The organism is Aureimonas flava, assembly GCF_003583935.1.
Taxonomy (GTDB): Bacteria; Pseudomonadota; Alphaproteobacteria; order Rhizobiales; family Rhizobiaceae; genus Aureimonas; species Aureimonas flava.
Genome location: NZ_QYRN01000004.1, coordinates 297467 through 320671 on the forward strand (window position 1 = coordinate 297467; position 23205 = coordinate 320671).

Sequence of the window (23205 nt, forward strand, 5' to 3'; positions counted from 1 at the left end):
CTCCCCGGCGAAAGCGATCGGCCCTCCGACGGGAGGGCACGAAATTCGAGCCCTTCGGTCAAGGGCGATGACGAGAGCAAGGAGCGACGATGTCTCAGACGACGACGTTTAGCGGTCGCAGGCGGGTGCGCAAGTTCTTCGGGTCCATCCCCGAGGTTGCCGAGATGCCGAACCTCATCGAGGTGCAGAAGGCGTCCTACGATCAGTTCCTGATGGTCGACGAGCCGGAGGGCGGCCGCCCGGACGAGGGCCTCCAGTCCGTGTTCCGGTCCGTGTTCCCGATCTCCGACTTCGCCGGCCATTCGATGCTGGAATTCGTCAAGTACGAGTTCGAGCAGCCGAAGTTCGACGTGGACGAGTGCCGCCAGCGCGACCTGACCTTCGCGGCGCCGCTCAAGGTCACGCTGCGCCTCATCGTGTTCGATGTCGACGAGGACACCGGCTCGAAGTCGATCAAGGACATCAAGGAGCAGGACGTCTACATGGGCGACATGCCGCTCATGACGTCCAACGGCACGTTCATCGTGAACGGCACCGAGCGCGTCATCGTCTCGCAGATGCATCGCTCCCCGGGCGTGTTCTTCGACCACGACAAGGGCAAGTCGCACTCGTCGGGCAAGCTCCTGTTCGCCGCGCGCGTGATCCCCTATCGCGGCTCCTGGCTCGACATCGAGTTCGACGCCAAGGACATCGTGTTCGCGCGCATCGACCGTCGCCGCAAGATCCCCGTGTCGAGCCTGCTGATGGCGCTCGGCATGGACGGCGAGGAGATCCTGTCGACCTTCTACAACGTCATCCAGTTCCAGAAGGACAAGGACGGCTGGCGCGTGCCCTTCTCGGTCGAGCGCGTGCGCGGCCAGAAGGCGCTGACCGACCTGGTCAACGCGGATTCGGGCGAGGTTCTGGTCGAGGCCGGCAAGAAGGTGACGGCCCGCCAGGCGCGTCAGATCAAGGAGAAGGGCGTCGTCGCCCTGCGCGCCTCCGAGGAGGACCTCTACGGCAACTATCTTGCCGAGGACATCGTCAACTACCAGACGGGCGAGGTCTACCTCGAGGCCGGCGACGAAATCGACGAGAAGACGCTCAAGGTCCTGCTCGACGCGGGCCATGAGGAGATCCAGGTCCTCGACATCGACCATGTGACGGTCGGCGCCTACATCCGCAACACGCTGGCGGCCGACAAGAACGAGAACCGCCAGGACGCCCTGTTCGACATCTACCGCGTCATGCGTCCCGGCGAGCCGCCGACGATGGAGACGGCGGAGGCGATGTTCCAGTCGCTGTTCTTCGACGCGGAGCGCTACGACCTCTCGGCCGTCGGCCGCGTCAAGATGAACATGCGCCTCGACGTCAACGCCGAGGACACCGTGCGCGTGCTGCGCAAGGAGGACATCCTCGCGGTCGTCAAGACGCTGGTGGACCTGCGCGACGGCAAGGGCGAGATCGACGACATCGACAATCTCGGCAACCGCCGCGTGCGCTCGGTCGGCGAGCTCATGGAGAACCAGTACCGCGTCGGCCTGCTGCGCATGGAGCGCGCGATCAAGGAGCGCATGTCCTCGGTCGAGATCGACACGGTCATGCCGCAGGACCTGATCAACGCCAAGCCGGCCGCGGCCGCCGTGCGCGAGTTCTTCGGCTCCTCGCAGCTCTCGCAGTTCATGGACCAGACCAACCCGCTGTCCGAGATCACGCACAAGCGTCGTCTCTCGGCCCTCGGCCCCGGCGGTCTGACCCGCGAGCGCGCCGGCTTCGAGGTGCGCGACGTGCACCCGACGCATTACGGCCGCATCTGCCCGATCGAGACGCCGGAAGGCCCGAACATCGGCCTGATCAACTCGCTGGCGACCTTCGCGCGCGTCAACAAGTACGGCTTCATCGAGAGCCCGTACCGGCGCATCGTGGACGGCAAGGTGACGCAGGACGTCGTCTACCTCTCCGCCATGGAAGAGGCGAAGCATCATGTCGCGCAGGCGAACGCGGTGCTGGCCGACGACGGCAGCTTCGCCGAGGACCTCGTGATCTGCCGCCACGCGGGCGACGTCATCATGACGCCGCGCGAGAACGTCGACCTCATGGACGTGTCGCCGAAGCAGCTCGTTTCGGTCGCCGCGGCGCTGATCCCGTTCCTCGAGAACGACGACGCCAACCGCGCGCTCATGGGCTCGAACATGCAGCGTCAGGCCGTGCCGCTGGTGCGCGCCGAGGCGCCGTTCGTCGGCACGGGCATGGAGCCGGTGGTGGCGCGCGACTCGGGCGCGGCCATCGGCGCGCGCCGTACGGGCATCGTGGACCAGGTGGACGCGACGCGTATCGTCATCCGCGCGACGGAGGACCTCGAGTCCGGCCGCTCGGGCGTCGATATCTACCGCCTGATGAAGTTCCAGCGTTCCAACCAGAACACCTGCATCAACCAGCGTCCGCTGGTCGCGGTGGGTGACCGGGTCCGCAAGGGCGACATCATCGCGGACGGTCCCTCGACCGACCTCGGCGATCTGGCCCTCGGCCGGAACGTGCTCGTCGCGTTCATGCCATGGAACGGCTACAACTACGAGGACTCGATCCTCCTCTCCGAGCGCATCGTCGCCGACGACGTCTTCACCTCGATCCACATCGAGGAGTTCGAGGTCATGGCGCGCGACACCAAGCTCGGCCCCGAGGAGATCACGCGCGACATCCCGAACGTGTCGGAAGAGGCGCTGCGCAACCTCGACGAGGCGGGCATCGTCTACATCGGTGCCGAGGTCCAGCCGGGCGATATCCTCGTCGGCAAGATCACGCCGAAGGGCGAATCGCCGATGACGCCGGAGGAGAAGCTCCTGCGCGCCATCTTCGGCGAGAAGGCCTCGGACGTCCGCGACACGTCGAACCGGATGCCCCCGGGCACCTACGGCACGGTTGTGGAGGTGCGCGTCTTCAACCGTCACGGCGTCGAGAAGGACGAGCGCGCCATGGCGATCGAGCGCGAGGAGATCGAGCGCCTCGCCAAGGACCGCGACGACGAGCAGGCGATCCTCGACCGCAACGTCTACGGCCGTCTGGTCGAGATGCTGTCGGGCAAGGCCGCGATCGCGGGGCCGAAGGGCTTCCGCAAGGGCGGCGAGCTTTCGGCCGAGGTGATGAACGAGTACTCGCGTTCGCAGTGGTGGATGTTCGCCGTCGAGGACGAGCGTCTGCAGGGCGAGCTCGAGGCGCTGCGCCAGGTCTACGACGACTCCAAGAAGCTGCTGGAAGCCCGCTTCATGGACAAGGTCGAGAAGGTCCAGCGGGGCGACGAGCTGCCTCCGGGCGTCATGAAGCAGGTGAAGGTCTTCGTCGCGGTCAAGCGCAAGATCCAGCCGGGCGACAAGATGGCCGGCCGTCACGGTAACAAGGGTGTGGTCTCGCGCATCGTGCCGGTCGAGGACATGCCGTTCAACGCGGACGGCACGCATGTCGACATCGTTCTGAACCCGCTGGGCGTGCCGTCGCGCATGAACGTCGGCCAGATCCTGGAGACGCATCTCGGCTGGGCCTGCGCCGGCATGGGCAAGAAGATCGGCGAGATGCTGGAGGCGTACCAGCAGTCGCACGACGTCCAGCCGCTCCGCTCCGAGATCGCGGGACTCCTCGGCGACAGCGACCGCAACGAGCGCGTGGCGACCTACGACGACGAGTCGGTGTTGACGCTGGCCAAGCAGATGAAGCGCGGCGTCTCGATCGCCACGCCCGTCTTCGACGGCGCGGTGGAGCAGGACATCGTCAAGATGCTGGAGAAGGCCGGGCTGAACGGCTCGGGCCAGGTGACGCTCTACGACGGGCGTACGGGCGAGGCCTTCGATCGGCAGGTGACGGTCGGCTACATCTACATGTTGAAGCTGCACCACCTGGTGGACGACAAGATCCACGCACGCTCGATCGGGCCGTATTCGCTGGTCACACAGCAGCCGCTGGGCGGCAAGGCGCAGTTCGGCGGCCAGCGCTTCGGCGAGATGGAGGTCTGGGCGCTGGAAGCCTACGGTGCCGCCTACACGCTGCAGGAGATGCTGACGGTGAAGTCGGACGACGTCGCGGGCCGCACCAAGGTCTACGAGTCGATCGTGCGCGGCGACGATGCGTTCGAGTCCGGCATCCCCGAGAGCTTCAACGTGCTCGTCAAGGAGATGCGCTCGCTGGGTCTCGACGTCGACCTGTCGCAGTCGGTGCCCGACCAGCTTCCCTCGAGCGCGGGCCCGCTCCAGGGCCTTCCCGACGCGGCCGAATAGGCCGCCACGCAAAGGTCGCCTTGTGCGGCCATGGTCGGCGCCATTGCCAAAGGGCGCCGATCGGACTTTGCGGATGATCTTGGCGCCGGCTCCGCCCGGCGCGTGGCGGGGCACGAGGCCCTGAGAAGGAGACAGCACCATGAATCAAGAGGTCATGAATCTCTTCAATCCTCAGGTGCAGGCGCAGACGTTCGATTCGATCCGGATCTCGCTGGCGAGCCCGGAGAAGATCCTTTCGTGGTCGTTCGGCGAGATCAAGAAGCCGGAGACCATCAACTACCGCACGTTCAAGCCGGAGCGCGACGGCCTGTTCTGCGCGCGCATCTTCGGCCCGATCAAGGACTACGAGTGCTTGTGCGGCAAGTACAAGCGCATGAAATACAAGGGCATCATCTGCGAGAAGTGCGGCGTCGAGGTCACCCTCTCGCGCGTGCGCCGCGAGCGCATGGGCCATATCGAGCTGGCCGCGCCGGTCGCGCACATCTGGTTCCTGAAGTCGCTTCCGAGCCGCATCGGCACGCTGCTCGACATGACGCTGAAGGACATCGAGCGCGTCCTCTACTTCGAGAACTACATCGTCACCGAGCCTGGCCTCACCGCCCTGAAGGAGCACCAGCTCCTGACGGAGGAGGAGTACATGATCGCCGTGGACGAGTACGGCGAGGACTCGTTCACCGCGTTGATCGGCGCCGAGGCGATCCAGGAACTGCTCGGCTCGATGGAGCTCGAGCGCATCGCGGGCGACCTGCGTGAGGAACTGGCGACCACCACGTCGGATCTGAAGCAGAAGAAGCTGATGAAGCGGCTGAAGATCGTCGAGAACTTCCTGGAGTCGGGCAACCGGCCGGAGTGGATGATCATGCGCGTCGTTCCGGTGATCCCGCCGGACCTGCGCCCGCTGGTCCCGCTGGACGGCGGCCGCTTCGCCACGTCCGACCTCAACGACCTGTACCGCCGCGTCATCAACCGCAACAACCGCCTCAAGCGGCTGATCGAGCTGCGCGCGCCGGGCATCATCATCCGCAACGAGAAGCGCATGCTTCAGGAGGCGGTGGACGCACTGTTCGACAACGGACGCCGCGGCCGGGTCATCACGGGCGCCAACAAGCGCCCGCTGAAGTCGCTTTCCGACATGCTGAAGGGCAAGCAGGGCCGCTTCCGGCAGAACCTGCTCGGCAAGCGCGTCGACTATTCGGGCCGTTCGGTGATCGTGACCGGACCGGAGCTGAAGCTGCACCAGTGCGGCCTGCCGAAGAAGATGGCGCTCGAGCTGTTCAAGCCGTTCATCTACGCCCGCCTCGACGCCAAGGGCTTCTCCTCCACGGTGAAGCAGGCCAAGAAGCTGGTCGAGAAGGAGCGTCCGGAGGTCTGGGACATCCTGGACGAGGTGATCCGCGAGCATCCGGTGCTGCTGAACCGCGCGCCGACCCTGCACCGGCTCGGCATCCAGGCGTTCGAGCCCATCCTGATCGAGGGCAAGGCCATCCAGCTCCACCCGCTGGTCTGCACGGCCTTCAACGCGGACTTCGACGGCGACCAGATGGCGGTGCACGTGCCGCTGTCTATCGAGGCGCAGCTCGAGGCGCGCGTCCTCATGATGTCGACCAACAACATCCTGCACCCGGCGAACGGCGCGCCGATCATCGTGCCGTCGCAGGACATGGTGCTGGGGCTCTATTACCTCTCGATCATGAACGAGAACGAGCCGGGGCAGGGTATGGCCTTCTCCGACATCGGCGAGATGGAGCAGGCGCTCTTCACGAAGTCGATCACCCTGCACACCAAGATCAAGGGTCGCTTCAAGACGGTGGATGCCGAAGGCAAGCCCGTCTCGAAGATCTACGAGACGACCCCGGGTCGCATGCTGATCGCGCAGCTTCTGCCGAAGACGCACAAGATCTCCTTCGACATCGCCAACGACCTGATGACGAAGAAGAACATCTCGCGTCTGATCGATCAGGTGTATCGTCACTGCGGTCAGAAGGACACGGTGATCTTCTGCGACCGCATCATGCAGCTCGGCTTCAAGCACGCGTGCATCGCCGGCATCTCCTTCGGCAAGGATGACATGGTCATCCCCGAGACCAAGCCGAAGCTGATCGGCGAGACGCAGGCGCTCGCGAAGGAATACGAGCAGCAGTACAACGACGGCCTGATCACCCAGGGCGAGAAGTACAACAAGGTGGTCGACGCCTGGGCCAAGTGCACGGACAAGATCGCCGAAGAGATGATGGGCCGCATCAAGGCGGTCGAGTTCAACCCGGAGACGGGCCGGCAGAAGCCGATGAACTCGATCTACATGATGTCGCACTCCGGTGCGCGCGGCTCGCCCACGCAGATGCGCCAGCTCGGCGCCATGCGCGGTCTGATGACCAAGCCGTCCGGCGAGATCATCGAGACGCCGATCATCTCGAACTTCAAGGAAGGCCTCACGGTTCTCGAGTACTTCAACTCCACCCACGGCGCCCGCAAGGGCCTCGCGGACACGGCGCTGAAGACCGCGAACTCGGGCTACCTGACCCGCCGCCTCGTCGACGTCGCGCAGGACTGCATCATCACGCAGGCCGACTGCGGCACCGACAGCGGCCTGACCATGCAGCCCATCGTGGATGCCGGTCAGATCGTGGCGACGCTCGGCCAGCGCATCCTCGGCCGCACGGCGCTCGAGGATGTCGTGAACCCGGCCACGGGCGAGGTGCTGGTGAAGGCCGGCGCCACGGTCGAGGAGCGTGACGTCGAGGTGATCGAGAAGGCCGGCGTCCAGTCGGTGAAGATCCGCTCGGCGCTCACCTGCGAGGTACGCACCGGCATCTGCGCCGTCTGCTACGGTCGCGACCTCGCGCGCGGCACGCCCGTCAACATGGGCGAGGCCGTGGGCGTCATCGCGGCGCAGTCGATCGGCGAGCCCGGCACGCAGCTCACCATGCGCACGTTCCACATGGGCGGCACGGCGCAGGTGGTGGACTCCTCGTTCCTCGAGGCGTCCTACGAAGGCACGGTCCAGATCCGCAACCGCAACGTGGTGCGGGACTCGGACGGGCGCCTCGTGGCGATGGGCCGCAACATGGCGATCCTGATCCTCGATCCGTCGGGCAAGGAGCGCGCGTCGCACCGCATCACCTACGGTTCGCGCATCTTCGTGGACGACGGCGACCAGGTGCGTCGCGGCCAGCGCGTCGCCGAGTGGGATCCGTACACCCGTCCGGTCCTCACCGAGCTCGACGGCACGATCGAGTTCGAGGATCTGGTCGAGGGCCTGTCGGTCTCCGAGCAGGCGGACGAGTCCACGGGCATCACCAAGCGTCAGGTCATCGACTGGCGGGCCAACCCGCGCGGTTCCGACCTGAAGCCCGCGATCGTGATCCGCGCCAAGGACGGCTCGGTGGCCAAGCTCGCGCGCGGCACCGATGCCCGTTACTTCCTGTCGGTGGACGCGATCCTTTCGGTGGAGCCGGGTGCGACGGTCCGCGCCGGTGACGTCCTGTCGCGTATTCCGATGGAATCGGCGAAGACCAAAGACATCACGGGCGGTCTGCCGCGCGTCGCCGAACTGTTCGAGGCCCGCAAGCCGAAGGACAACGCGGTGATCGCGGAGATCGACGGCACGGTTCGGTTCGGGCGCGACTACAAGAACAAGCGCCGCATCGTCATCGAGCCGCACGAGGACGGCGTCGAGCCGGTCGAGTACCTGATCCCGAAGGGCAAGCCGTTCCACCTCCAGGAAGGCGACGTCATCGAGAAGGGCGACCACATTCTCGACGGCAACCCGGCACCGCACGACATCCTGGCGATCCGGGGCGTCGAGGCGCTGGCGAGCTACCTGGTGAACGAGATCCAGGAGGTCTACCGCCTCCAGGGCGTGGTCATCAACGACAAGCACATCGAGGTGATCGTTCGCCAGATGCTGCAGAAGGTCGAGATCGTGGAGTCGGGCGACTCCGGCTACATCCCGGGCGACCACGTCGACCGGATCGAGCTGGCCGAGGTCAACGAACGCCTTGAGGAGGAGGGCAAGAAGCCCGCCTCCGGCAACCCGGTGCTCCTCGGCATCACCAAGGCCTCGCTGCAGACGCCGAGCTTCATCTCGGCGGCGTCCTTCCAGGAGACCACCCGCGTCCTCACCGAGGCGGCGGTCGCCGGCAAGATGGACACGCTGCAGGGTCTCAAGGAGAACGTCATCGTCGGCCGCCTCATCCCGGCGGGCACCGGCGGCATGATGACCCAGGTCCGTCGGATCGCGACCTCGCGCGACGACCTCATCCTGGACGACCGCCGCAAGTCGTCCAACGCGGCTGAGGCCGACCGGATGCTGACCAACCTGACCGACGCCGCCGAGTAGGGCGGGGGTCGTAACGCATGGGGGAGGGGCCGCTCGTGAGAGCGGCCCCTTTTCGTTTCGGTTTCGTGCTCCAGAGGCGAGGGGCAGGCTTGACGCTCGGGGTCGGAATCGTTAAACAGCCGCCAACAGAGCCGATGTGAGGCATCGCTTTCCTGACGACTCGTCGGGGACCAGCGCTTCAAACAAGGCTTCGTTCAACGAGACGTACCATTGCTAGACGCACGATCGCGGTTTCGCCCGTGATCCTCTGCTTCACTGCCGGGCAGACCTCTTACTAGATGAGGTCGATGCCCGGTTTCGCGCATGAGCCGACGGCTTGTGGTGCGGTGGTGCCGAACGTTTCGAACCGAGATTTGAAGAGAAGGAAGGTTGGAATGCCGACCATCAACCAGTTGATCCGGAAGCCGCGGGTTCGCCCGAGCGAGCGCAACACCGTTCCGGCGCTCCAGGCCAATCCGCAGAAGCGCGGCGTTTGCACCCGCGTCTACACCACGACCCCGAAGAAGCCGAACTCGGCTCTCCGCAAGGTCGCCAAGGTCCGTCTGGTCAATGGCTTCGAGGTCATCGGCTACATCCCGGGCGAGGGGCACAACCTTCAGGAGCACTCCGTGGTGATGATCCGCGGCGGCCGCGTGAAGGATCTTCCCGGCGTTCGCTACCACATCATCCGCGGCGTGCTCGACACGCAGGGCGTCAAGGACCGTCGTCAGCGTCGTTCGAAGTACGGCGCGAAGCGTCCGAAGTAAGCCCGAACGACCGTCCGAGATTGAGAGACTAGAACATGTCCCGTCGTCACTCTGCCGAGAAGCGTGAGATCAACCCGGATCCGAAGTTCGGCGATCTGGTCGTCACCAAGTTCATGAACGCCGTCATGTACGACGGCAAGAAGTCGATCGCCGAAACCATCGTCTACGGTGCGTTCGACGTCGTGAACCAGAAGACCCGCCAGGACGCGATCGCGATCTTCCATCAGGCGCTCGACAACGTCGCGCCGCACGTGGAAGTCCGTTCGCGCCGCGTCGGCGGCGCCACCTACCAGGTTCCGGTCGACGTCCGTCCGGAGCGTCGCCAGGCCCTTGCCATCCGCTGGCTGATCACGGCTGCCCGCAACCGCAACGAGACCACGATGGTGGATCGTCTGTCGGGCGAGTTGATGGATGCGGCCAACAACCGCGGCACCGCCGTGAAGAAGCGCGAAGACACGCACCGCATGGCGGAAGCGAACCGCGCCTTCTCGCACTACCGCTGGTAAGCCACTCTTCTCTTCGAAAGGCGACGCCCCATGGCCCGCGAATATAAGATCGAAGACTACCGCAACTTCGGCATCATGGCCCACATCGATGCCGGCAAGACCACCACGACCGAACGTATCCTCTACTACACCGGCAAGTCCCACAAGATCGGCGAAGTCCACGACGGCGCCGCGACCATGGACTGGATGGAGCAGGAGCAGGAGCGCGGCATCACCATCACGTCCGCCGCGACCACGACCTTCTGGGAAGGCCGCGACGGCAAGAAGCGCCGCTTCAACATCATCGACACCCCGGGCCACGTCGACTTCACGATCGAGGTCGAGCGGTCGCTGCGCGTGCTCGACGGTGCGATCGCGCTGCTCGACGCCAATGCCGGCGTGGAGCCGCAGACCGAGACCGTGTGGCGTCAGGCGGACAAGTATCACGTCCCGCGCATGATGTTCGTCAACAAGATGGACAAGACCGGCGCGGACTTCTACCGCTGCGTCGACATGGTCAAGACGCGCCTCGGCGCGAAGCCCATCGTGGTCCAGCTGCCGATCGGCGCCGAGAACGAGTTCAAGGGCGTCGTCGACCTGATCGAGATGAACGCCCTGGTCTGGCGCGACGAGTCGCTCGGCGCCCAGTGGGACGTCGTGGAGATCCCGGCCGACCTGCAGGACAAGGCCGTCGAATATCGCGAGCTGATGATCGAGACCGCGGTCGAGGTCGACGAGGCTGCGATGGAGGCCTACCTCGAGGGCAACATGCCTTCGAACGACGAGCTGCGCGCGCTGATCCGCAAGGGCACCTGCGAGGTGACCTTCACGCCGATCTTCTGCGGCTCGGCCTTCAAGAACAAGGGCGTGCAGCCGCTTCTCGACGGCGTCGTCGAGTTCCTGCCGTCGCCGGTCGACGTTCCCGCGATCAAGGGCATCGACCCGAAGACCGAGACCGAGACCAGCCGCGTGTCGTCGGACGAAGAGCCGCTGTCGATGCTGGCCTTCAAGATCATGAACGACCCGTTCGTCGGCTCGCTCACCTTCTGCCGCATCTACTCCGGCAAGCTCTCCAAGGGCACCGGCGTTCAGAACACGGTGAAGGAGAAGAAGGAGCGCATCGGGCGTATGCTTCAGATGCACTCTAACTCGCGTGAGGACATCGAAGAGGCCTATGCGGGCGACATCGTCGCTCTCGCCGGTCTCAAGGAAGTCACCACGGGCGACACGCTCTGCGACCCGCTGAAGCCGGTCATCCTGGAGCGCATGGAGTTCCCCGATCCGGTCATCGAGATCGCGATCGAGCCCAAGACCAAGGGCGATCAGGAGAAGATGGGCCTCGCGCTCAACCGCCTGGCCGCCGAGGACCCGTCCTTCCGCGTCAAGACGGACGAGGAGTCGGGCCAGACGATCATCGCCGGCATGGGCGAGCTGCACCTCGACATCCTGGTCGACCGGATGAAGCGCGAGTTCAAGGTCGAGGCGAATATCGGCGCCCCGCAGGTGGCCTATCGCGAGACCATCACCCGCGCAGCCGACGTCGACTACACGCACAAGAAGCAGACCGGCGGTACCGGTCAGTTCGCCCGCGTGAAGCTGCACATCGAGCCGGGCGAGCCGACCACGGGCTTCGTGTTCGAGTCGAAGATCATCGGCGGCGCGGTTCCCAAGGAATACGTGCCGGGCGTCCAGAAGGGCATCGCCTCGGTGATGACCTCGGGTCCGCTCGCGGGCTTCCCGATGGTGGACATCAAGGCCGAGCTCATCGACGGCGCGTTCCACGACGTCGACTCGTCGGTCCTGGCCTTCGAGATCGCCTCGCGCGCCGGCTTCCGTGAAGCCATCGCCAAGGCGGGGCCGAAGCTGCTCGAGCCGATCATGAAGGTCGAGGTCGTTACGCCGGAAGACTACGTCGGCGACGTGATCGGCGATCTGAACTCCCGCCGTGGCCAGATCCAGGGCACCGAGGCTCGCGGCATCGCGACCGTGGTGAACGCGATGGTGCCGCTGGCGAACATGTTCGGCTACGTCAACACGCTGCGTTCGATGTCGCAGGGTCGCGCGCAGTACACGATGCAGTTCGACCACTACGAGCAGGTGCCGAACCAGGTCGCGGAAGAAATCCAGAAGAAGTACGCCTGAGGCCTCCGGCCTCGGCGACAACCCTCTGAAGCCCTGACGGGCGCATGAATTGGAGAGCCTACAATGGCGAAGAGCAAATTCGAGCGTAACAAGCCGCATGTGAACATCGGGACGATTGGTCACGTTGATCACGGGAAGACGTCGTTGACGGCTGCGATCACGAAGTACTTTGGCGAGTTCCGCGCGTACGACCAGATCGACGCGGCGCCGGAGGAGAAGGCTCGCGGCATCACGATTTCGACGGCGCATGTGGAGTACGAGACGGAGAACCGTCACTACGCGCACGTGGACTGCCCGGGTCACGCGGACTACGTGAAGAACATGATCACGGGCGCGGCGCAGATGGACGGCGCGATCCTGGTGTGTTCGGCGGCGGACGGCCCGATGCCGCAGACGCGCGAGCACATCCTCCTGGCGCGCCAGGTTGGCGTTCCGGCGATCGTGGTGTTCCTGAACAAGGTGGACCAGGTCGACGACGCGGAGCTTCTGGAGCTGGTGGAGCTCGAGGTCCGCGAGCTTCTGTCGTCCTACGACTTCCCGGGCGACGACATTCCGATCGTGAAGGGCTCGGCGCTGGCGGCGCTGGAGGACTCCAACAAGGAGATCGGCGAGGACGCGGTGCGTCAGCTGATGAAGGAGGTCGACGCCTACATCCCGACGCCGGAGCGTCCGGTTGACCAGCCGTTCCTGATGCCGATCGAGGACGTGTTCTCGATCTCGGGCCGCGGCACGGTGGTGACGGGCCGCGTGGAGCGCGGGATCGTGAAGGTGGGCGAGGAAGTCGAGATCGTGGGCATCCGCGACTCGAAGAAGACGACGGTGACGGGCGTCGAGATGTTCCGCAAGCTTCTGGACCAGGGGCAGGCGGGCGACAACATCGGCGCGCTGGTTCGCGGCGTGGACCGCGAGGGCGTTGAGCGCGGCCAGGTTCTGTGCAAGCCGGGTTCGGTGAAGCCGCACACGCGCTTCATGGCGGAGGCGTACATCCTGACCAAGGAGGAGGGCGGACGCCACACGCCGTTCTTCACGAACTACCGTCCGCAGTTCTACTTCCGCACGACGGACGTGACGGGCGTGGTGACGCTGCCCGAGGGCACCGAGATGGTGATGCCGGGCGACAACGTGACGATGGACGTCAAGCTGATCGTTCCGATCGCCATGGAGGAGAAGCTGCGCTTCGCCATCCGCGAGGGCGGCCGCACCGTCGGCGCCGGCATCGTCGCCAGCATCGTCGAGTAAATCGGCCTCTTGAAGTCAGGGACGCGGCGGTTTAAACCGCCGCGTTCTCTTTGCCCTGCGGGGCGGTTCGGGCGCCGTTCAGGCGTCCGGTTTGATTGGCTGAAGACTGTTTAGCGATCGGAAAGCGCCGGCACTCCGGCATGGCTCCGACGGAAGGACGAATGCAATGAACGGCCAGAATATTCGCATCCGCCTGAAGGCGTTCGACCACCGCGTGCTCGACGCTTCCACCCGCGAGATCGTATCGACGGCAAAGCGCACCGGCGCGAACGTGCGCGGGCCCATCCCGCTGCCGACCCGTATCGAGAAGTTCACGGTCAACCGCTCGCCCCACGTGGACAAGAAGTCCCGCGAGCAGTTCGAAATGCGCACCCACAAGCGGCTCCTCGACATCGTCGATCCTACGCCGCAGACGGTCGATGCGCTGATGAAGCTCGACCTCGCCGCCGGCGTGGACGTCGAGATCAAGCTCTAACGAGCGGACATGAACCGGCCGAGCCCTCGGGCTCCTAAGGTTCCTCTGAAGAAAGAACACAGAATGCGTTCAGGTGTGATTGCACAGAAGGTCGGCATGACCCGCATCTACAACGATGCGGGCGAGCATGTGCCGGTCACGGTTCTCAAGATCGAGAACCTCCAGGTCGTGGGTCAGCGGACCCAGGACAAGAACGGCTACACGGCCGTCCAGCTCGGCGTCGGCGCCGCGAAGGTGAAGAACACCTCCAAGGCGATGCGCGGCGTCTTCGCGCAGGCTTCCGTCGAGCCGAAGCGCAAGATGGCCGAGTTCCGCGTGTCGGACGACAACCTCATCGACGTGGGCGCCGAGATCACGGCCGACCACTTCGTGGCGGGCCAGCTCGTGGACGTCACGGGCACGTCGATCGGTAAGGGCTTCGCCGGCGTCATGAAGCGCCACAACTTCGGTGGTCTGCGCGCCACGCACGGCGTGTCGGTGTCGCATCGCTCGCACGGTTCGACCGGTCAGCGCCAGGATCCCGGCAAGGTTTTCAAGAACAAGAAGATGGCTGGCCACATGGGCCAGACGCGCGTCACCACCCAGAACCTGGAAGTCGTCCGCACCGACGCCGACAAGGGCCTGCTGCTGATCCGTGGCGCCGTGCCGGGCTCGAAGGGCGGCTGGATCCTGGTCCGCGACGCGGTCAAGGCGAAGCTCCCCGAGAACGCCCCCAAGCCGGCTGCCCTGCGCCAGGCCGCCAACAACGGCGCTTCGGCCGCTTCCGAGGGAACCGAGTAATGGACATCCAGATCAAGACCCTCACCGGCGGCGAAGCCGGCTCGGTGACCCTGGCCGACGAGATCTTCGGCCTCGAGCCGCGCGAGGACATCCTCCAGCGCATGGTCCGCTACCAGCTCGCCAAGCGCCAGCAGGGCACGCACCAGTCGCTCGGCCGCGCCGAGATCGCGCGCACCGGCGCCAAGCTCTACAAGCAGAAGGGCACCGGTCGCGCCCGTCACGGCTCCGCCCGTGCCCCGCAGTTCCGCGGCGGTGGCAAGGCGCACGGCCCGGTGTCGCGCAGCCACGCCCATGACCTTCCCAAGAAGGTCCGCGCCCTCGCGCTCAAGCATGCCCTCTCGGCCAAGGCCAAGTCGGGCGGCCTGATCGTGGTCGACGACCTCGTCTCGAGCGAGGGCAAGACCAAGGCGATGCTGTCGCAGTTCGCCGGCCTCGGCCTGACGAACGCGCTGATCATCGGCGGCGCGCAGCTGAACGAGAACTTCGCTCGCTCGGCCCGCAACATCCCGAACATCGACGTTCTGCCGGTTCAGGGCATCAACGTTTACGACATTCTGCGCCGTCAGACGCTTGTCCTGTCGAAGGCTGCCGTCGAGGCCCTCGAGGAGCGCTTCAAATGAGCGACCTGCGCCACTACGACGTCATCACGAGCCCCGTCATCACTGAAAAGTCGACGCTGGTCTCCGAGTTCAACCAGGTGATCTTCAACGTTGCGAAGACCGCGACCAAGCCGCAGATCAAGGCGGCGGTCGAGGCTCTGTTCGGGGTCAAGGTCACTGCCGTCAACACCCTGGTCCGCAAGGGCAAGGTGCGGCGCTTCCGCGGCCGTCCGGGCCGACAGAGCGATCAGAAGAAGGCGATCGTGACGCTGGCCGAAGGCCAGTCCATCGACGTCTCGACCGGTCTCTGACGGCTGGCTGCGAGGATAGAAGATCATGGCACTGAAGAACTTCAAGCCGGTCACGCCCAGCCAGCGTCAGCTGGTGATCGTGGACCGCTCGGGCCTCTGGAAGGGCAAGCCGGTCAAGCAGTTGACCGAGGGCCTGCATTCCAACGGCGGCCGCAACAACACGGGTCGCATCACCGCTCGCTACCAGGGCGGTGGTCACAAGCGCACCTACCGTATGATCGACTTCAAGCGTCGCAAGCTCGACGTCGTCGCCACGGTGGAGCGTCTTGAGTACGACCCGAACCGCACCGCCTTCATCGCGCTGCTCCGCTATGAGGACGGCGAGCTGTCCTACATCCTGGCCCCGCAGCGTCTCGCGGCGGGCGACAAGGTGGTCGCGGGCCTGACGGGCGTCGACGTGAAGCCCGGCAACGCGATGCCGCTGTCGGCGATGCCGGTCGGCACCATCATCCACAATGTGGAGATGAAGCCGATGAAGGGCGGTCAGATCGCCCGCTCCGCCGGCGCCTACGCGCAGCTCGTCGGCCGCGATCAGGGCATGGCGATCCTGCGCCTGAACTCGGGCGAGCAGCGCCTCGTTTCGGGCTCGTGCTTCGCCACGGTCGGCGCCGTGTCGAACCCGGATCACGGGAACATCAACCTGGGCAAGGCCGGTCGTTCGGTCTGGCTCGGTCGCCGCCCGCACGTGCGCGGCGTCGCGATGAACCCGGTCGATCACCCGCACGGCGGCGGCGAGGGCCGTACCTCGGGCGGCCGTCACCCGGTCACGCCGTGGGGCAAGCCGACCAAGGGCAAGCGCACGCGCCAGAACAAGGCGACCGACAAGTTCATCATGCGCTCGCGCCATCAGCGCAAGAAGTAAGGGAAACACTCCATGACACGTTCCGTCTGGAAAGGTCCGTTCGTTGATGGCTACCTGCTGAAGAAGGCCGAAAAGGTCCGCTCCGGCGGCCGCAACGAAGTCATCAAGATCTGGAGCCGCCGCTCCACGATCCTACCGCAGTTCGTCGGTCTCACCTTCGGCGTCTACAACGGCAACAAGCACATCCCGGTCTCGGTCAACGAGGACATGGTCGGACACAAGTTCGGCGAATTCTCCCCGACCCGCACCTATTACGGCCACGGCGCCGACAAGAAGGCGAAGAGGAAGTAACAATGGGCAAGGCCAAGGCCGAGCGCGTGCTGAAGGACAACGAGGCGAAGGCAGTCGCCCGTACGATCCGCGTCAGCCCGCAGAAACTGAACCTCGTCGCGCAGATGATCCGCGGCAAGAAGGTGGACCGTGCTCTCGCGGACCTGACCTTCTCGCGCAAGCGGATCGCCGAGACGGTGAAGAAGACGCTGGAAAGCGCCATCGCGAACGCGGAGAACAACCACGACCTCGACGTCGATACGCTCGTCGTCGCCGAGGCCTTCGTCGGCAAGTCGATCACGATGAAGCGCTTCCATGCGCGCGGTCGCGGTCGTGCGAGCCGGGTCGAGAAGCCGTTCTCGCACCTGACGATCATCGTCCGCGAGAAGGCCGAAGAGGAGGCTGCGTAATGGGTCAGAAAGTCAATCCGATCGGCCTGCGCCTCGGCATCAACCGGACCTGGGACTCGCGCTGGTTCGCCAACACGGGCGAGTACGGCCAGCTCCTCCACGAGGACCTTGCGATCCGCAAGTACCTCCTCAACGAGCTGAAGCAGGCGGCGGTCTCCAAGATCGTCATCGAGCGCCCGCACAAGAAGTGCCGCATCACGATCCACTCGGCGCGTCCGGGCATCGTGATCGGCAAGAAGGGCGCCGACATCGAGAAGCTGCGCAAGAAGCTCTCCTCGATGACCAACGCCGAGACGCACATCAACATCGTCGAGGTGCGCAAGCCCGAGACCGACGCGACGCTGGTGGCGCAGTCCATCGCGCAGCAGCTCGAACGCCGCATCGCGTTCCGTCGCGCCATGAAGCGCGCCGTGCAGTCCGCCATGCGCCTCGGCGCCGAGGGCATCCGCATCAACTGCGGCGGTCGTCTCGGCGGCGCGGAGATCGCGCGCATGGAATGGTACCGCGAGGGCCGCGTTCCGCTGCATACGCTGCGTGCGGATGTTGACTACGGCACCGCCGAAGCCCATACGGCGTACGGTGTCTGCGGCGTGAAGGTCTGGATCTTCAAGGGCGAGATCCTGGAGCACGATCCGATGGCTTCCGAGCGTCGGGCGGTCGAGGGCGACGGTTCGAACTCCGGTGGCGGCAACAACCGTCGTCGTGAGCGCGAGCGCGAGCACGCCTGATAGGCGAAGTTTCGGAGTATTAGGAAATGTTGCAACCAAAGCGCACGAAGTTCCGGAAGGCGTTCAAGGGACGCATTCACGGGAACTCCAAGGGCGGCTCGTTGCTCAGCTTCGGGACCTTCGGCCTGAAGGCTCTCGAGCCCGAGCGTGTCACCGCCCGCCAGATCGAGGCGGCTCGCCGCGCGATCACCCGCCAGATGAAGCGCCAGGGCCGCGTCTGGATCCGGATCTTCCCGGATCTGCCGGTCACCGCCAAGCCCACGGAAGTCCGCATGGGTAAGGGCAAGGGTGCGATCGAGTATTGGGCGGCTCGCGTCGCTCCCGGTCGCATCATGTTCGAGATCGACGGCGTGGCGGAAGACGTCGCACGCGAGGCCCTGCGCCTCGGCGCGGCCAAGCTTCCGATCCGCACGCGGTTCATCCAGCGCATCGCCGAGTAAGGAGAAGTTCGATGAAAGCCTCCGATCTCACCACCAAGACGCAGGACGAGCTGACCGCCGAGCTCGGCAAGCTGAAGAAGGAGCAGTTCAACCTGCGCTTCCAGGGTGCCACGGGCCAGCTCGAGAACACGTCTCGTGTCAAGGAAGTCCGTCGCGACATCGCCCGGATCAAGACCATTGCCCGCCAGAAGGCCGGCGCGGCCAAGGCCTGAAGGTAGTCAACTATGCCGAAACGCGTTTTGCAGGGGACCGTGGTCTCCGATAAGAATGACAAGACGGTCGTCGTGCTCGTGGAGCGTCGCTTCACGCATCCGCTCTTCAAGAAGACCGTTCGCCGGTCGAAGAAGTACAAGGCGCACGACGAGTCCAACCAGTACAAGGTCGGCGACATCGTCTCCATCGAGGAGACCAAGCCGATCTCGAAGGACAAGACTTGGATCGTCGTCGCCTCTCAGGCTTCGGCTCAGTGAATATAGGCTCGGGTGAAGCGCGTGATCCCGCGCTCCCCGGCTGCTCGTGATTTGAAGGCGGCCTGACATGATTCAGATGCAAACAAACCTCGATGTGGCGGACAACTCCGGCGCCCGTCGTGTCATGTGCATCAAGGTGCTGGGCGGCTCGAAGCGGAAGTATGCCTCGGTCGGCGACATCATCGTCGTCTCGATCAAGGAGGCCATTCCGCGCGGCCGCGTGAAGAAGGGTGACGTGATGAAGGCGGTCGTGGTTCGCACGGCCAAGGACATCCGTCGTCCGGACGGTTCCGTGATCCGCTTCGACCGCAATGCGGCGGTGCTGATCGACAACAAGAAGGAGCCGGTTGGAACTCGTATCTTCGGACCCGTTCCGCGCGAGCTGCGCGGCCGGAACCACATGAAGATCATTTCCCTGGCACCGGAAGTGCTGTAAGGAGCCGGACCGATGCAGAAGATCAAGAAGGGCGACAACGTCGTCGTGCTGGCCGGCAAGGACAAGGGCCGCTCGGGCAAGGTGCTCCAGGTCATGCCGAAGGAGGACCGTGCGGTCGTCTCCGGCGTGAACATGGTGAAGCGCCACCAGAAGCAGACCGCCAGCCAGGAAGCCGGGATCGTCTCGAAGGAGGCTCCCATTCACCTCTCGAACCTTTCGGTCGCCGACCCGAAGGATGGCAAGCCGACCCGCGTCGGTTTCAAGGTTGTCGGCGAGGGCGAGAACGCGAAGAAGGTGCGTGTCGCCAAGCGTTCGGGAGAACAGATCGATGGCTGAGACCAGCTACACGCCCCGGCTCAAGGCGGTCTACCGCGACGAGATCCGCAAGCAGCTTCTCGAGGAGTTCAAGTACTCCAACGAGATGGAAGTGCCGCGTCTCGACAAGGTCGTGATCAACATGGGCGTCGGTGAGGCCACCGGCGACTCCAAGAAGCCGTCCATCGCGGCCGACGACCTGGCGAAGATTGCCGGTCAGAAGCCCGTCATCACGCGCGCCCGCAATTCGATCGCCGGGTTCAAGGTGCGCGAGAACATGCCGATCGGCGCGAAGGTCACCCTTCGCAAGGAGCGCATGTACGAGTTCGTGGATCGCCTGGTGCAGATCGCTCTGCCCCGCGTGCGCGATTTCCGCGGCCTCAACCCCAAGAGCTTCGACGGCCGTGGCAACTTCGCCATGGGCCTGAAGGAGCATATCGTGTTCCCCGAGATCAACTACGACAAGGTCGATCAGATGTGGGGCATGGACATCATCGTGTGTACGACGGCGAAGACCGACGAGGAAGCCCGCGCCCTTCTGAAGGCGCTGAACTTCCCGTTCCGCCAGTAACGGCAGGCGAAAGGAAAAGTTATGGCCAAGAAGAGCGCCATCGAGAAGAACAAGCGCCGGCAGAAGCTGGTCGCGAAATATGCGGCCAAGCGCGAGGCGCTGAAGGCGATCACGACGAACCAGGATGCCTCGATGGAGGAGCGCTTCCGCGCCCAGCTCCAGCTGGCCGAGTTGCCGCGCAACTCCTCCAAGGTTCGCGTGCGCAATCGCTGCGAGGTGACGGGCCGTCCGCGCGCCTATTATCGCAAGCTGAAGATGAGCCGTATCGCGCTTCGCGATCTCGGCAACACCGGGCAGATCCCGGGCATCGTCAAGTCGAGCTGGTAAGGAGGCACTGCAATGGCACTTTCCGATCCTCTCGGCGATATGCTGACCCGTATCCGCAACGCTACGATGCGGAGCAAGTCCACGGTCGCCACCCCGGCGTCCAAGCTGCGCGCTCGCGTCCTGGACGTCCTCAAGGACGAGGGCTACATCCGCGGCTATTCCGAGACCAAGTTCGAGAACGGCACGGCCGAGTTCAACATCGAGCTCAAGTATTACGAGGGTGCTCCCGTCATCAAGGAGATCTCCCGCGTGTCGAAGCCCGGCCGTCGCGTCTACGTTTCGGCGAAGACGATCCCGCACGTCGCCAACGGTCTCGGCATCTCGGTGCTGTCGACCCCCAAGGGCGTCATGGCGGACCACGCCGCTCGTGAGCAGAACGTCGGTGGCGAGATCCTCTGCCGCGTCTTCTGACGCGGCATCGAGGTCTCCCAAGCGATCAACGGACAGGTTCTCAGATGTCTCGTATTGGCAAGAAGCCGGTTGCCGTCCCGGGCGGTGTCACCGCCTCGGTTGACGGTCAGACCGTCCGGGCTAAGGGCCCGAAGGGCGAGCTTTCGTTCGTGGTGAACGACGAAGTGCTCGTGAAAATGGAAGACGGGGCGATCAAGGTCGATCCGCGCGACGACTCGAAGGATGCGCGCTCGAAGTGGGGCATGTCCCGCACGATGATCGTCAACATCCTGTCCGGCGTGAAGGATGGTTTCGAGAAGCGTCTCGAGATCTCCGGCGTCGGTTACCGCGCGTCCATGCAGGGCAAGAACCTGCAGCTGGCTCTCGGGTTCAGCCACGACGTTCTCTACCCGGTTCCGGAAGGCATCTCGATCGCCGTGCCGAAGCCGACCGAGATCGTGATCACCGGCATCGACAAGCAGCAGGTCGGTCAGGTGGCTGCCGAGATCCGCGAGTATCGCGGTCCCGAGCCCTACAAGGGCAAGGGTGTGAAGTACGCGGGCGAGAAGATCGTCCGTAAGGAAGGCAAGAAGAAGTAAGGCTCGGGACATGGCAACGCAGAAGGAACTCCTCCGGCGCCGCGCATCCCGCGTCCGCCGTTCGATCAAGGCGGTGGCGAACGGGCGTCCGCGCCTGTCGGTCCACCGTTCGTCGAAGAACATCTACGCGCAGATCATCGACGACGCCGCCGGCCGCACGCTGGCCGCGGCCTCGACGCTCGATGTCGGTCTTCGTGGCGAGCTGAAGACGGGCGCCGACGTGGCGGCGGCTGCCGCCGTCGGCAAGCTGGTCGCCCAGCGCGCCAAGGAAGCCGGCGTGACCGACGTCGTGTTCGATCGCGGCGCGTTCATCTATCATGGCCGCATCAAGGCGCTGGCCGACTCCGCTCGCGAGGGCGGTCTGAACTTCTAATCGCCGGCCCTCGGGCCGCCGATCCTCGGCATGAACACGGTCCGGCGGGGTTTCCCCGCCGGCCGCGTCGTGCTTTAAGCCGGGTGCCGCCAGGGCGGCACTCTTCCCCAGGACGCCTCCGGAAAAAAACAAGGACAGGATATGGCGCCTCGTAATGAACGCAACGACCGCGAAGAGCGGGATGACGGCTTCGTCGACAAGCTGGTCCACATCAACCGCGTCGCCAAGGTGGTGAAGGGCGGCCGTCGCTTCGGCTTCGCCGCTCTCGTCGTCGTCGGCGACCTCAAGGGTCGCGTCGGCTTCGGTCATGGCAAGGCGCGCGAAGTGCCCGAGGCCATCCGCAAGGCCACGGAAGCGGCCAAGCGCGACCTGATCTTCGTGCCGCTGCGCGACGGCCGCACGCTGCACCACGACGTCCACGGTCGCCACGGCGCCGGCAAGGTGATCCTGCGCACGGCCGAGGCCGGTACGGGCATCATCGCGGGCGGTCCGATGCGCGCGGTGTTCGAGGCGGTCGGCATGCACGACGTGGTCGCCAAGTCGCTCGGCTCGTCGAACCCCTACAACATGGTTCGCGCCACCTTCGACGCCCTGAAGGGACAGATGCATCCGAAGGATGTCGCTGCCCGTCGCGGCATCAAGTATTCGACGCTCCAGGCGCGCCGCCGCGACCTGGTCGGCGCTGAGGACTGATGGCTGAACGCGAGCGCGCCTTTTCCGCGCTTGCCGCCCGTCGTCCAGATTTGAGGAGCCGAATGATGGCCAAGACCCAGACCCAGGGCTCGACGATCACCGTCGAACAGATCGGAAGCCCGATCCGCCGTCCGAGCGACCAGCGTGCCACGCTGATCGGCCTCGGGCTGAACAAGATGCACCGCGTTCGGACGCTGGAGGATACGCCTTCGGTCCGTGGCATGATCGCCAAGGTCAGCCACCTCGTCCGCGTCGTCGACGGCCAGTGAGCCGGGAGTGAACGAGATGAAGCTCAACGAGATCGCCGACAAGGACGGCGCCACCCATTCGCGCAAGCGTCTGGGCCGTGGCATCGGTTCGGGTTCGGGCAAGACGGGCGGGCGCGGCGTGAAGGGTCAGAAGGCCCGTTCCGGCGTCGCCATCAACGGCTTCGAGGGCGGCCAGATGCCGCTCTATCGTCGCCTTCCGAAGCGCGGCTTCGTGAACATCTTCGCCAAGGACTTCAACATCGTCTCGCTGGACAAGATCCAGAAGGCGATCGAGGCCGGCAAGCTGGACGCGAAGGCGACGATCGACCTGGCCGCGATGCAGGCCGCGGGTCTCGTCCGTCGCGCTCGCGACGGCGTCCGGATCCTCGGCGATGGCGAGGTGTCCTCCAAGCTGACGATCGTCGCGGACGGCGCCTCGCGCTCCGCGGTCGAGAAGGTCGGGAAGGCGGGCGGCACGCTCACCGTTCCGGAGAAGCCGGCGGCGGAAGCCTGACAGCCGCACTGCGGCGAAGAAACGAAAGCCGCCCCTCGGCGAGAGGGCGGCTTTTTTCGTGTGGCGCGGACCGGTGGGCGAATTTGTCTTGTAATTCGCGCCGCTAGGCCCTTCTACATAACGTCACGAACGTGTCGGAATCGTCCGCGCGGCCCGAAGCGTTTCGGGCTGCCCGTGTCGGACCATCCGGAGAGAGCGC

Annotated in this window: 27 protein-coding genes; all 27 read left to right on the forward strand. The window is 65.1% G+C overall.

Going from position 1 to position 23205, the window contains the following annotated elements; all coding sequences use genetic code 11:
* Positions 1-89 precede the first annotated feature (89 nt).
* The 27 genes from rpoB (at position 90) to rplO (ending at position 23006) form a co-directional block, all read left to right on the forward strand.
* Positions 90-4244, forward strand: a complete 4155-nt coding sequence (rpoB, locus tag D3218_RS09165; RefSeq protein ID WP_119539714.1) for a DNA-directed RNA polymerase subunit beta — start codon at positions 90-92, stop codon at positions 4242-4244.
* Between the two features lie 139 nt (positions 4245-4383).
* Positions 4384-8583 (forward strand): DNA-directed RNA polymerase subunit beta', encoded by a 4200-nt coding sequence (rpoC, locus tag D3218_RS09170; RefSeq protein WP_119539716.1) that lies wholly within the window; start codon positions 4384-4386, stop codon positions 8581-8583.
* A gap of 374 nt (positions 8584-8957) precedes the next feature.
* Positions 8958-9329: a 30S ribosomal protein S12 gene (rpsL, locus tag D3218_RS09175; protein WP_019998957.1), complete on the forward strand. Its 372-nt coding sequence runs from the start codon at positions 8958-8960 to the stop codon at positions 9327-9329.
* Positions 9330-9364: 35 nt separating this feature from the next.
* Positions 9365-9835, forward strand: coding sequence for a 30S ribosomal protein S7 (gene rpsG / locus D3218_RS09180; RefSeq protein ID WP_061938757.1), 471 nt, complete (start codon positions 9365-9367; stop codon positions 9833-9835).
* A gap of 30 nt (positions 9836-9865) precedes the next feature.
* Entirely contained in the window at positions 9866-11956 is a 2091-nt protein-coding gene (gene fusA / locus D3218_RS09185) for an elongation factor G (protein ID WP_119539718.1), read from the forward strand.
* Positions 11957-12019: 63 nt separating this feature from the next.
* Positions 12020-13195 (forward strand): elongation factor Tu, encoded by a 1176-nt coding sequence (gene tuf / locus D3218_RS09190; RefSeq protein ID WP_119539704.1) that lies wholly within the window; start codon positions 12020-12022, stop codon positions 13193-13195.
* 166 nt (positions 13196-13361) lie between these two features.
* Positions 13362-13670: a 30S ribosomal protein S10 gene (gene rpsJ / locus D3218_RS09195; RefSeq protein ID WP_006205468.1), complete on the forward strand. Its 309-nt coding sequence runs from the start codon at positions 13362-13364 to the stop codon at positions 13668-13670.
* A gap of 63 nt (positions 13671-13733) precedes the next feature.
* A complete protein-coding gene (gene rplC / locus D3218_RS09200) occupies positions 13734-14450 on the forward strand; it encodes a 50S ribosomal protein L3 (protein ID WP_119539720.1) in 717 nt (238 codons plus the stop codon).
* Positions 14450-15070: a 50S ribosomal protein L4 gene (gene rplD, locus D3218_RS09205; protein ID WP_119539722.1), complete on the forward strand. Its 621-nt coding sequence runs from the start codon at positions 14450-14452 to the stop codon at positions 15068-15070. Before rplC ends, rplD begins: the two co-directional genes overlap by 1 nt.
* Positions 15067-15360: a 50S ribosomal protein L23 gene (locus D3218_RS09210; protein ID WP_055885492.1), complete on the forward strand. Its 294-nt coding sequence runs from the start codon at positions 15067-15069 to the stop codon at positions 15358-15360. Before rplD ends, D3218_RS09210 begins: the two co-directional genes overlap by 4 nt.
* 25 nt (positions 15361-15385) lie before the next feature.
* Positions 15386-16222 carry a 50S ribosomal protein L2 gene (rplB, locus tag D3218_RS09215; RefSeq protein WP_119539724.1) on the forward strand — a complete coding sequence of 279 codons (837 nt, stop codon included), beginning with the start codon at positions 15386-15388 and terminating at the stop codon, positions 16220-16222.
* A gap of 12 nt (positions 16223-16234) precedes the next feature.
* Positions 16235-16513 (forward strand): 30S ribosomal protein S19, encoded by a 279-nt coding sequence (gene rpsS / locus D3218_RS09220; RefSeq protein ID WP_061936381.1) that lies wholly within the window; start codon positions 16235-16237, stop codon positions 16511-16513.
* 2 nt (positions 16514-16515) lie between these two features.
* On the forward strand, positions 16516-16902 hold the full coding sequence (gene rplV / locus D3218_RS09225; protein WP_055885501.1) for a 50S ribosomal protein L22: 387 nt from the start codon (positions 16516-16518) through the stop codon (positions 16900-16902).
* Complete coding sequence (gene rpsC / locus D3218_RS09230; RefSeq protein WP_119539726.1) at positions 16902-17630, forward strand: 30S ribosomal protein S3; 729 nt, start codon at positions 16902-16904, stop codon at positions 17628-17630. The genes rplV and rpsC overlap by 1 nt, the downstream gene beginning before the upstream one ends.
* Before the next feature lie 26 nt (positions 17631-17656).
* A complete protein-coding gene (rplP, locus tag D3218_RS09235) occupies positions 17657-18070 on the forward strand; it encodes a 50S ribosomal protein L16 (RefSeq protein ID WP_055885507.1) in 414 nt (137 codons plus the stop codon).
* Between the two features lie 11 nt (positions 18071-18081).
* Positions 18082-18282: a 50S ribosomal protein L29 gene (rpmC, locus tag D3218_RS09240; protein ID WP_119539727.1), complete on the forward strand. Its 201-nt coding sequence runs from the start codon at positions 18082-18084 to the stop codon at positions 18280-18282.
* A gap of 12 nt (positions 18283-18294) precedes the next feature.
* Entirely contained in the window at positions 18295-18540 is a 246-nt protein-coding gene (gene rpsQ / locus D3218_RS09245) for a 30S ribosomal protein S17 (RefSeq protein ID WP_055885512.1), read from the forward strand.
* A 67-nt stretch (positions 18541-18607) separates the two neighbouring features.
* A complete protein-coding gene (gene rplN, locus D3218_RS09250) occupies positions 18608-18976 on the forward strand; it encodes a 50S ribosomal protein L14 (RefSeq protein ID WP_055885514.1) in 369 nt (122 codons plus the stop codon).
* 12 nt (positions 18977-18988) lie between these two features.
* Entirely contained in the window at positions 18989-19312 is a 324-nt protein-coding gene (gene rplX, locus D3218_RS09255; RefSeq protein WP_119539729.1) for a 50S ribosomal protein L24, read from the forward strand.
* A complete protein-coding gene (gene rplE / locus D3218_RS09260) occupies positions 19305-19862 on the forward strand; it encodes a 50S ribosomal protein L5 (RefSeq protein ID WP_119539731.1) in 558 nt (185 codons plus the stop codon). The genes rplX and rplE overlap by 8 nt, the downstream gene beginning before the upstream one ends.
* 21 nt (positions 19863-19883) lie before the next feature.
* Entirely contained in the window at positions 19884-20189 is a 306-nt protein-coding gene (rpsN, locus tag D3218_RS09265) for a 30S ribosomal protein S14 (protein ID WP_119539733.1), read from the forward strand.
* Between the two features lie 12 nt (positions 20190-20201).
* A complete protein-coding gene (gene rpsH / locus D3218_RS09270) occupies positions 20202-20600 on the forward strand; it encodes a 30S ribosomal protein S8 (RefSeq protein WP_119539734.1) in 399 nt (132 codons plus the stop codon).
* 44 nt (positions 20601-20644) lie between these two features.
* A complete protein-coding gene (gene rplF, locus D3218_RS09275) occupies positions 20645-21178 on the forward strand; it encodes a 50S ribosomal protein L6 (protein WP_119539736.1) in 534 nt (177 codons plus the stop codon).
* Positions 21179-21188: 10 nt separating this feature from the next.
* On the forward strand, positions 21189-21551 hold the full coding sequence (rplR, locus tag D3218_RS09280) for a 50S ribosomal protein L18 (protein WP_119539738.1): 363 nt from the start codon (positions 21189-21191) through the stop codon (positions 21549-21551).
* Between the two features lie 141 nt (positions 21552-21692).
* Positions 21693-22244 carry a 30S ribosomal protein S5 gene (rpsE, locus tag D3218_RS09285; protein WP_062016722.1) on the forward strand — a complete coding sequence of 184 codons (552 nt, stop codon included), beginning with the start codon at positions 21693-21695 and terminating at the stop codon, positions 22242-22244.
* Between the two features lie 65 nt (positions 22245-22309).
* Positions 22310-22513: a 50S ribosomal protein L30 gene (gene rpmD, locus D3218_RS09290; protein ID WP_119539900.1), complete on the forward strand. Its 204-nt coding sequence runs from the start codon at positions 22310-22312 to the stop codon at positions 22511-22513.
* A 16-nt stretch (positions 22514-22529) separates the two neighbouring features.
* A complete protein-coding gene (gene rplO / locus D3218_RS09295; RefSeq protein ID WP_119539901.1) occupies positions 22530-23006 on the forward strand; it encodes a 50S ribosomal protein L15 in 477 nt (158 codons plus the stop codon).
* The last annotated feature ends 199 nt before the right edge of the window (positions 23007-23205 follow it).